Origin of the sequence: Eggerthella sp., assembly GCF_048329335.1 — a bacterium.
Taxonomy (GTDB): domain Bacteria; phylum Actinomycetota; class Coriobacteriia; order Coriobacteriales; family Eggerthellaceae; genus Eggerthella; species Eggerthella lenta.
Map to the genome: position 1 here is coordinate 1 of NZ_DBFEGU010000290.1, position 9200 is coordinate 9200.

Genomic DNA, 9200 nt, shown 5'->3' on the forward strand with positions numbered 1-9200 from the left:
GTGTACCGTATGGCGCTTCCGCTGTCGGCGGCGGGCTTTTTGCTGCTGCCGCTCATCTGGAACGGCGCAGGTGGCTTGGCGAACGCGTGCGCCCAGTTGGGAACGCTGGTGGCCGGGATCATCCTGTGGTGCATGGTGGCGCATACGGTGCACGACACGAAACTGCCGGCAGCGTTGCTGTTCTCGTGCACGCTTGTGTGCACGAACGCCGCGCAGATGGCCGGCGCCCTCGTTGGCATGTTGAATGCGCATACGCTAGGGCAGGGCGACATCGCGCTGACGGCGGTGGCGCTGGTTGCCATCTATCTGCTGGCGATGGTGTCGCTGTTTCTGTTCAAAGACAAGACCCTGTGCGGCTTCGACGCCGTGGCCGAGGAAGGGGCGCCCACCGCCGAGCAGCAGGGCGACGCGCTGGAGGCGCGCTGCGCGCATGTGGCGGAGGCGCACGGGCTTACGCCGCGCGAGTCGGAGATCCTCGTGCATCTGGGGCAAGGGCGCACCGCGCGCGCGATTTCCGAGAAGCTGGTAGTATCGGAGAACACGGTGAAGTACCACATCAAGTCCATCTACCAGAAGCTTGACGTGCACTCGCGCGACGAGGTGATCGACCTCATCGAACGCTCGGGTGAGGAGGGAATGTGAGACAGGATCGAGTCAAGGGGAGTATAATGACAGCATTTACGAGGGGAAGCGAGCGGGGGATTGGGGCAAGAAGAGGAAACGCGATCTGAATGCGGCCCTTGGCGGGCCGTTCTTGCCGTGTTTTCGCTCGCGACCTTTCTTCTGCTGCTGGTTTTCGGCGCTCTTCCTTCCGTTTTCGATCCTGCACGGGCGTACGCCGACGAAGCGCCTTCCGATTCTGCTCGCGTCATTCGCGTCGCGTACGTGCAGCAGGAGCCGATGTCGCCGGCAGACGAGTCGGGGGCGTTTGTGGGGTACACCTACGAGTATTTCGAACGTTTGGCGCAGTATACGGGATGGTCGTACGAGTTCGTTCCGGTGGAAGGCTCGGGTCCGGCTGCCTATAAGACCCTGCGAGACTTGTTGGGTGCGGGTGATGCCGATGTTGCCGTCGGCTTGATGGCGACGCAAGAGGGTCGAGAGTCGCTCGCCTTCACGCGCGACAGCTTTGCTGCCTTGAACGTGGTGCTCAGAACCGCTGCCGAAGTGTCCGATGACCCTCTTGACGAGGCGACTTCCGATCACCCGCTGCGTGTGGCGGTGATCGAAGGCTCTCCTCTCGCGAGCGACCTCGAAGCGTTCTGCGCGCAGAACGAAATCCCTTACGAAACGGTGGGATTCGCCGATGCCGGCGAGGCGCGCGACGCCGTGCTGAACGGTCGGGTCGATGTGGAGCTTGCAGCCGATATGTCGGATACTACGGGGTTGCGCACTGTCGTTCATATGACAACTCATCCTTTGTATTTCGCCGTAGCGCTCGATAATCGTGCATTGGCCGGCGAGCTCGACGACGCGCTCGACCGCATCGACCAGGTGGATCCTCTTTTCAGGGCGCGTTTGCGCGATAGGCATTTCTCCGTTGCGTCTCCCGTGTTCTTGCTAACGGATGTCGAGAAGTCGTTCGTCGAAGGCGCTGCTCCGGTGCGGGTGGGCGTGCTGAGCGATCAACCGCCGTACCAATATCAAGAAGACGGCCAGGTCAAGGGCATTGCGGTGGATATACTTGAGACCGTGGCGCAGAAGACGGGACTGAGATTCGAATACGTTGCCGCCGAGACGGTGGAGGCTCTCGACGCTTTGCAGGCGGCGGGCTCTATCGACATGGTCGCGGGCATCGATCGCGACTATTCCACGGCCAACGAGCGAAACCTCGCGCTGACGCAGCCGTATGTGAGCGCTTCGTACGTGCTCGTGGCGAACAAGAGCGTTGCCGATGGCGCCATTTCGGGCAAGCGGCTGGCGATTTCCTCCTCTAGCAGCTACGATGGCGGTTTTTTGGGCGATGCGATACAGTTTCCCTCAATTGCCTCTTGTTTGCGCGCGGTGTTCAAGGGCGAGGCGGATTACACGTACGTGGACGAGTACATGACGCAGTATTTCCTGAACACGCCGGAATTTCGCGACGTGCGCATTGCGCCCCAGACGTACGAGCCGCGCCGCGTGAGCCTGGGGGTGGTGCGTTCGGACGACACGACGCTGCTGGGCATCGTGGATCGCGCGGTAGGGTCGCTCACCGAGGTCGAGCGCCAGGCGGTCATCAACGGCAACGTATTGCGCGAGCGGCCGGTTGATCTGGGCGAGCTCGTGCATGCGAATCCGGCCATCGCGCTCGCGGTGGCGTCGGCAACGTGCTTGATCGTGGTTCTGTTCGTGCTGATAATTCTCGGGTTGCGCGCGCGAAGCAACGCGAAGACCGCGTTCGACCTCAAGAAGCGCCTGCGGTTGTACGCGCTGTGCGACGACAGCTTCTTCGAGTTCGATTGCCGCACGAAAAGGCTGATCATCTCGATGCCTGGGAAAGGCCAACAAGGGCTCAGCGAGCCGTTCGCCTTCGAGTGCGACGCCCCGGCGGTGTTTGACGAGGAGCGCAAGCGTTCGTTCGCCGAACTCCTCGGCGGCAAAGAGCATCGCGTCGAAGAAGTGCGGATGCCCGATACGGACGGCATCGAGCATTGGTTGCGCGTGACGGTGGATCCGGTGGAGGACGCGTCGGGGCGCGTGGCGCATACGGTGGGCAAAATCGAGGTCATCGACGAAGAACGGCGGGAGAAAGACCAGCTCGTGGCGCGCGCCGAACGCGATAGCCTCACGGGCTTGCTGAATTCCGAGACCACTCGTCTGCGCATCGGGCAGCAGCTGGATGCGCTTGCGGGAGGCGAGCGGGGCGCCTTGCTGGTCGTGGACGTCGATTGCTTCAAAGACGTGAACGATACGCACGGTCATCTCGTGGGCGATCTCGTGCTGGCCGATATCGCCCGCATCCTGCGAGAGAACTTCCGCATCGGCGACGTGGTGGGGCGTTTGGGCGGCGACGAGTTCATGGTGTACCTCGACCGCGTCGGCTCGACGGACGTCGTGCTGGGGAAGTGCGACCGGCTGCGGCGAGCGGTAGAGCGCCATGAGTATCCGGGAACGGACTGCCGCGTCACGATCAGCGTCGGCGTTGTGCTGGCGCATGCAGGTGATACGTTCGACGATCTCTACGGCCGCGCCGACGAAGCCCTGTACGCCGCCAAGCGCGACGGCCGCAACCGGTGCGGCCTTGCCGACGGTGCTTTGCGGTCGCCGAAAGCGGCGCCCGCTCCGTAACCTCGGCATATACGCGCGGCCTTTATTCTGCTAAAGTACATCCATCTGTTCGACGCATCTGCGTGTCGGCAATGGAAGCAAGCGCGTTCGCAACGAGGACGAAACGCGCAATGGGGATCATGGGAGGACGAGAGGAAATCGTCCGTCCGAGAGAGATTCGAAAGGAGAGGGTATGAGCAGCTCTATCGTTCAGAAATTCAAGAACGTCGGGCCCGGCGCACTGGTCGCCGCAGGCTTCATCGGGCCAGGCACCGTCACCACCTGCACGGTTTCAGGCGCGAGCTACGGCTACACCATGCTGTGGGCGCTGCTGTTCGCCACGGTGGCCACCATCATCTTCCAGGAGATGGCGTCGCGCGTCGGCATCGTTTCGGGCAAGGGTCTGGGTGAAAACATCCGCGATCGTATTCCCAACAAGGCGCTTATGTGGATTGCGATCGTGATTGTTCTCATCGCCATCTTCGTGGGCAACATCGCGTACGAGACGGGCAACATCACGGGCGGCATCCTGGGCATCCAGGCCGTGCTTCCCGACGTGCCGATGATCCCTATCGTCATCGTTCTGGGTATTCTGGCGTTCGTCGCCATGTGGATTGGCTCGTACAAGGTGGTCGAGGTTATCCTCACGGCCATCGTCGTGTTCATGGGCGTGGTGTTCTTCGTCACGGCCATCGCCTCCAGCCCTGATTGGGGCGCCATCGCCACGGGCCTGTTCGTGCCGACGCTGCCCGAAGAGGGGTCGAAGGGCATCCTCACGGCGGTGGGCCTCATCGGCACCACCATCGTGCCGTACAACCTGTTCCTGCACGCCTCCGGCGCCTCCGAGCGTTTCAAGGATCCCGAGCAGGTGTCCGACGCCCGCTTCGACACGGTGCTGAGCATCGGTCTGGGCGGCATCATCTCCATGGCCATCCTCATCTGCGCCGCCGCCAACATCTACGGCACCGACACCGTGGTGACGAATGGCAAGGACATGGCGCTGGCGCTGCAGCCGCTTCTTGGCTCGTGGGCCACGTGGATGATCGGCCTCGGTCTGCTGTGCGCCGGCTTCTCCAGCGCCATTACCGCTTCGTTCTCGGCCGCTTATGCCGTGAACGGCGTGCTGGGCTGGAAGAAGACGACGAAGGATCTGCGCTTCAAGCTCATCTGGATCATCGTGCTGGTGTGCGGCTGCGTGATGGCTGTGGCGCTGGGCAAGAGCCCCACCGAACTGATCCTTGTGGCTCAGGCGGCGAACGCCATCCTGCTGCCCATCATGGCGTTCTTCGTGCTGTACTGCGCGAACGGCAAAGATCTGGGCAAGTGGCGAAACCACATCTTCGCGAACTGCGCAGGCGTGGTGATCATCGTGATCACGCTGTTCATGTGCTGGCGCAACATGTCCAGCTTCCTCGCGTCGCTGCAGACGCTGGTCGGCGCCTAACCGCGGTTGGTCCTGCTTCTATCGAGTGCGTTCGCGTGCCCGCCGGTTTCGGCGGGCACGCGTGTTTTCGAGGGATGTGGGGTGGGGGCGAGCGCGAAGAGCGCTGTCGGAGCGCGCGGGCGAGGTGCGGAGCAGCGCATGCTGCTGGGCGCTGAGCCGTTTCGTTCCCGCAAGGTCGATGAGCCGAAAATCGGTTCCGCGGGGTAAAAATAAACCGGTTTGGTAATCCTCTTTTACCGCTTTCTTCGTGCGCTAACTTTCCGAACTGGGCAAACGTGCGAAGACGATATCGGCCGGGCGTCGAAACGGCGGTTCGGGTTCTTCCAGGATTACCAAACCGATCGATTATTGCCGCAGGAGGTCGGATTTTGCTACACGGGTCGTTTTCGCTGACGGACCGGCGCGGCAAAGCGTCGCGGAGCTTCGCCGGCCGGCCGACGCGGCAAAGCGTCGCGGAGCTTCGCCGTCGTCTTCCGAAGTTTCAAATGTATCATTTTCTGTGACATTTTTCACGGAAGCGGTTTCAGAAGGTACTATGGCCTCGAGACAACAAGCACGTGAGAAGGAGACGGATATGACTACTGAAAACAGAGAGCGCGCGCAGGCTTACCGCAACCGTTTGTTCCCCGGGTTCGATTCGCCGCTTGCGTGCACCGATCCCGAGTTCGTCGAGCGCATGGACAACTTCGCCTTCGGCGAGGTGCCCGCCAGCGATGATCTGGACGACCGCACGCGGATGATGGCCATCCTGGCCGCGCTCATCGGCGCGCAGGCCATCGACCTGTTCAAGGCCATGGCGAAGGGCGCCTTCAACGTGGGCGTCACGTCGGTGGAAATGAAGGAGCTGGTGTACCAGTCCACTCCGTACGTGGGCATGGGCCGCATGCTGCCGTTTCTGTATGCGGTGAACGAGCTGCTGGAGCACCGCCTGGTGTCGCTGCCGCTTGAAAGCCAGGCCACCACGACGGAGGACACGCGCTTGGAGGCGGGCGCGCAGAAGCAGGTCGACCTGTTCGGCGAGGATATGGCCGACTTCTACCAGTCGGGTCCCGAGGAAACGCGCCATATCAACCGCTGGTTGGCCGAGAACTGCTTCGGCGATTACTACACGCGCACGGGGTTGAGCGACGCACAGCGCGAAATGATCACGTTCTGCCTGCTCATCGCTCAGGGCGGATGCGAGCCTCAGGTGGTCAGCCATGTGCGGGCGAACCTGCGTGTGGGCAACGACCGCGCGTTCCTCATCAAGGTGGTGTCGCAGTGCGTGCCCTACATCGGCTACCCGCGCTGCCTGAACGCCCTGCGCTGCATCGACGAGGCTGCCGAGCAGGTGGCGGAATCCAACGGCGAGTAAGTGCTCATCCGGAGCCGTTCTCTGGGCGAGGCGGCCCTTCATCGATTCGGCTCCGCACGTCTTTTTCGTGCGGGGCCGAATCGCGAGCGTGCCCCTTTATTCCGCTCCTACCGCTTTGATGACGATGTCGTCTTGCTCGAGTTCCTGGCGGATGCGGCTGACGAAGGCCAGCGCGCTGGGGGAATCTCCGTGCACGCACAGCGTGTCGGGGTGGAGGTCCACCAGCTTGCCCGTGACGGACAGCACGGCGCCTTCGCGGATGGCGTTCTTGACGCGCTCGATGGCGTGTTCTTCGTCGCGTATGAGCGCGGCGGGGTCGTTGCGGCTGACCAGGCGGCCCTCGTCGGTGTAGTTGCGGTCGGCGAAGAACTCCTCGGCCGTGACCAGCCCCAGCTTGCGGCCTTCGTCCACAAGCGCGCTGTTGGCCAGGCCCACCAGCACTAGCTTGGGGTCCACGTCGCGGACGGCCTGCGCCAGCGCAGCTGCCAACTCGGAATCGATGGCGGCGTGGTTGTACAGCTGGCCGTGCGGCTTCACGTGCGCGAGCTGCACGCCCTGCGCCGAGCAGAACGCCTGCAGCGCGCCGATCTGGTACAGCATGTACGAGTACGCCTCGTCGGGCGACAGGTGCATGTCGCGGCGCCCGAAGCCCTGCAGATCGGGATAGCCCGGATGCGCGCCGATGGCGATGCCGGCGTCCTTCGCCATGCCCACCGTCTTGCGCATGACCACCGGATCGCCCGCATGCTGCCCGCACGCGATGTTCGCGCTGGACACAAGCGGGATGATCTGGTCGTCGAGCCCCAGCGTGTAGCGCCCGAAGCTCTCGCCCAGGTCGCTGTTCAAGTCGATGCGGTACATAGGCAGCCTTCTTTCGTGCGTGGTTTTCAGCCTATTGTAAAGCAACGCCGTACGCGCGGGGAATACTTCACTTGTTTTCGGTTTGCTCCCAGCTGAGCAGCACGTTTTCCACTTGCTGCACCAATTGTTCTTTGTCGGGGATGTGGGAAACGTATCGTGAAGCGAATATGGCATTCTGCAATCCGCCGAGTGCATATTCGGCGGTAACGACATCTTTGTCGGTACACAAGATGATGCCGATGGGAGGATTATCGAATTCGTCGTTCATCTCGCGAGCGTAATAATTCAGGTACATGTTGATTTGCCCGACCGCCTCAGGCATCAACTTGGAAGTTTTCAGCTCGATCAGGACATATGCACGAAGAAGCTTGTTGTAGAAGACCATGTCCACGTAATAGTGCGTGTTGTTGAGCGTGATGCGCTGTTGTGTGCCGACGAACATGAAGCCTTGCCCTAGTTCGAGGAGGAACTTCTCCATATGTGCTATGAGTGCGCGTTCCAGTTCGCTCTCCGGTAAAGGGGCGTCGTCAGGGATTCCTAGGAATTCGAATACGTACGGATCCTTGATAATCTCGGCGGGTTGCAAGGCGCGAGCTCTGTTGGTTGCGAGAGCGGGATTGCCTTGCACGCTTGAAGAGCTGTTCGCTAGAAGCAGACGCTCGTACAGCGACGTTGAGATCTGCCGCTTGAGTTCGCGCACCGACCATCCGCCGGCAATCGCTTCGCGTTCGTAGAAGCTCCTCTTATCGGGATCTGAAATGATCAAAAGCTCGCAATAGTGGGACCAGCTCAATTTGCCAGACAGTGTCTGGCAAATTGGATAATCCAAGTAGAGTAGGCGCATGTTTTGCAAATTAGACCGCGAGAATCCCTTACCGTACTCTTCCGTCAGTTCTCGAGATAGTCGCTTGAGCGTCGCTGCGCCGTACTCCGCACGATTGGGGTTTGTCTGCTCGTGCTCCACGATGACGCGGCCGATGTTCCAGTAGGTAACCAGCATTTCATGGTTCACGTGCGCTACCGCGTGTCGGCGCCCCTGCTCCAATACAAGTTTGATGTCATTGAAAACGGACTCGTAGGATGCGATTTCTTCGTAAGGCATGGCAAGTCTCCTCTTCGATTCCCGGGGATGAGAAGATCTTGCTGGATCTTGCAGGCGTGGTACGGGCAGCGGGGGCACGCTGTCATCTATGGGCCGTCCATCTGAGGATCGGCGCCTGCACTGGTTCTCCGTTCGTGCAGTATAACAAAACGGGAACCTCATTCGAAGTCCCCGTTTTGTTCGAGCATGGTTCAAGTGCGTTGTTCGAACGAGCCTATTCTTTCAGGTTGATGTTCTTGGTGTCGGTGATCAGCATGCAGCCGGGGGCGTGGGTGATGGCGAAGGGCGGCTTGCTGTTCATGACGATGGACTGGGGCGTGACGCCGCAGGCCCAAAACACGGGCACTTCGCCGTCGCGGATTTCCACGGGGTCGCCGAACTCGGGATGCATGATGTCTCGCACGCCGATGGCATCCGGGTTTCCGATATGGATGGGCGCGCCGTGCACCTTCGGGATGGCGCCGGAGATCTGCACCGCCTTCACCACCTGGTCGTAGGGGATGGGGCGCATCGACATCACCATGTTGCCGCTCATGGAGCCCGCCGGCGTGCACGGCACGCCCGTCAGGTACATGGGCACGTTGCAGCCCATGGTGTTGTGGCGGATCTCGATGCCGGCCTCGATGAGCTCGGACTCGAACGAGAACGAGCAGCCGATGACGAACGACACGAGGTCGTCGCGCCAGTAGTCCTCGACGTTCTCCACCTCGGCCACCAGCTTGCCGTGCTCGTAGATGCGGTAGCGCGGGAAGTCGGTGGCAATGTCGCAGTCGTTCGCGCAGATGGTGGCCTCGCGCGCGCCCACCTCGGTCACTTCCAGCAGCGGGCACGGCTTGGGGTTGCGCTGCGCGAACAGCAGGAAGTCGTAGGCTTGCTCCTTCGGCAGCACGATGAGGTTCGCCTGCGCATACCCGGGACACAGCCCGCTCGTCGGCGCCGTGAACTCCCCCGAGCGAATGAGATGCCGCGCCTCAACCGGAGAAGCGGAAAGCATCTGCGCCCAAACGTCGTCAGCCACGCCCTCGGGCTTGACGGGAACTTGAGCATCCATCATAAGAGAACCCCTTTCCTCGGTGTTGTTCTTATTATGGCACTTCGGAAGTCGCTTTCGAGCAGCGTCTTTATGACCGCCATGTTGTTTCCGAGTCACGTGTTCCGTGCCTTGGCAGAGATCGCACGCTATGCACGAT

General features: G+C 61.4%; 7 protein-coding genes. 4 read left to right on the forward strand and 3 right to left on the reverse strand.

All coding sequences use genetic code 11. The features are described from left to right. The 4 genes from ACMO6A_RS09300 to ACMO6A_RS09315 all read left to right on the forward strand — a co-directional run. The coding region (locus tag ACMO6A_RS09300) for a LuxR C-terminal-related transcriptional regulator (RefSeq protein WP_418471140.1) at nucleotides 1-642 on the forward strand (642 nt) is incomplete at its 5' end. Between the two features lie 117 nt (nucleotides 643-759). Continuing rightward, a complete protein-coding gene (locus tag ACMO6A_RS09305; RefSeq protein ID WP_009305738.1) occupies nucleotides 760-3270 on the forward strand; it encodes a diguanylate cyclase domain-containing protein in 2511 nt (836 codons plus the stop codon). Between the two features lie 172 nt (nucleotides 3271-3442). Next, nucleotides 3443-4693, forward strand: a complete 1251-nt coding sequence (locus ACMO6A_RS09310) for an Nramp family divalent metal transporter (protein WP_009305739.1) — start codon at nucleotides 3443-3445, stop codon at nucleotides 4691-4693. Between the two features lie 574 nt (nucleotides 4694-5267). Further along, complete coding sequence (locus tag ACMO6A_RS09315; protein WP_009305740.1) at nucleotides 5268-6047, forward strand: carboxymuconolactone decarboxylase family protein; 780 nt, start codon at nucleotides 5268-5270, stop codon at nucleotides 6045-6047. Between the two features lie 96 nt (nucleotides 6048-6143). Here ACMO6A_RS09315 and ACMO6A_RS09320 read toward each other — a convergent pair whose 3' ends face one another. The 3 genes from ACMO6A_RS09320 to ACMO6A_RS09330 form a co-directional block, all read right to left on the reverse strand. After that, entirely contained in the window at nucleotides 6144-6908 is a 765-nt protein-coding gene (locus tag ACMO6A_RS09320; RefSeq protein ID WP_009305741.1) for a LamB/YcsF family protein, read from the reverse strand. Between the two features lie 67 nt (nucleotides 6909-6975). Then, a complete protein-coding gene (locus ACMO6A_RS09325) occupies nucleotides 6976-8010 on the reverse strand; it encodes a PDDEXK nuclease domain-containing protein (RefSeq protein ID WP_009305743.1) in 1035 nt (344 codons plus the stop codon). 214 nt (nucleotides 8011-8224) lie between these two features. Further along, nucleotides 8225-9064: a putative hydro-lyase gene (locus tag ACMO6A_RS09330; protein WP_009305744.1), complete on the reverse strand. Its 840-nt coding sequence runs from the start codon at nucleotides 9062-9064 to the stop codon at nucleotides 8225-8227. Between the last annotated feature and the right edge of the window lie 136 nt (nucleotides 9065-9200).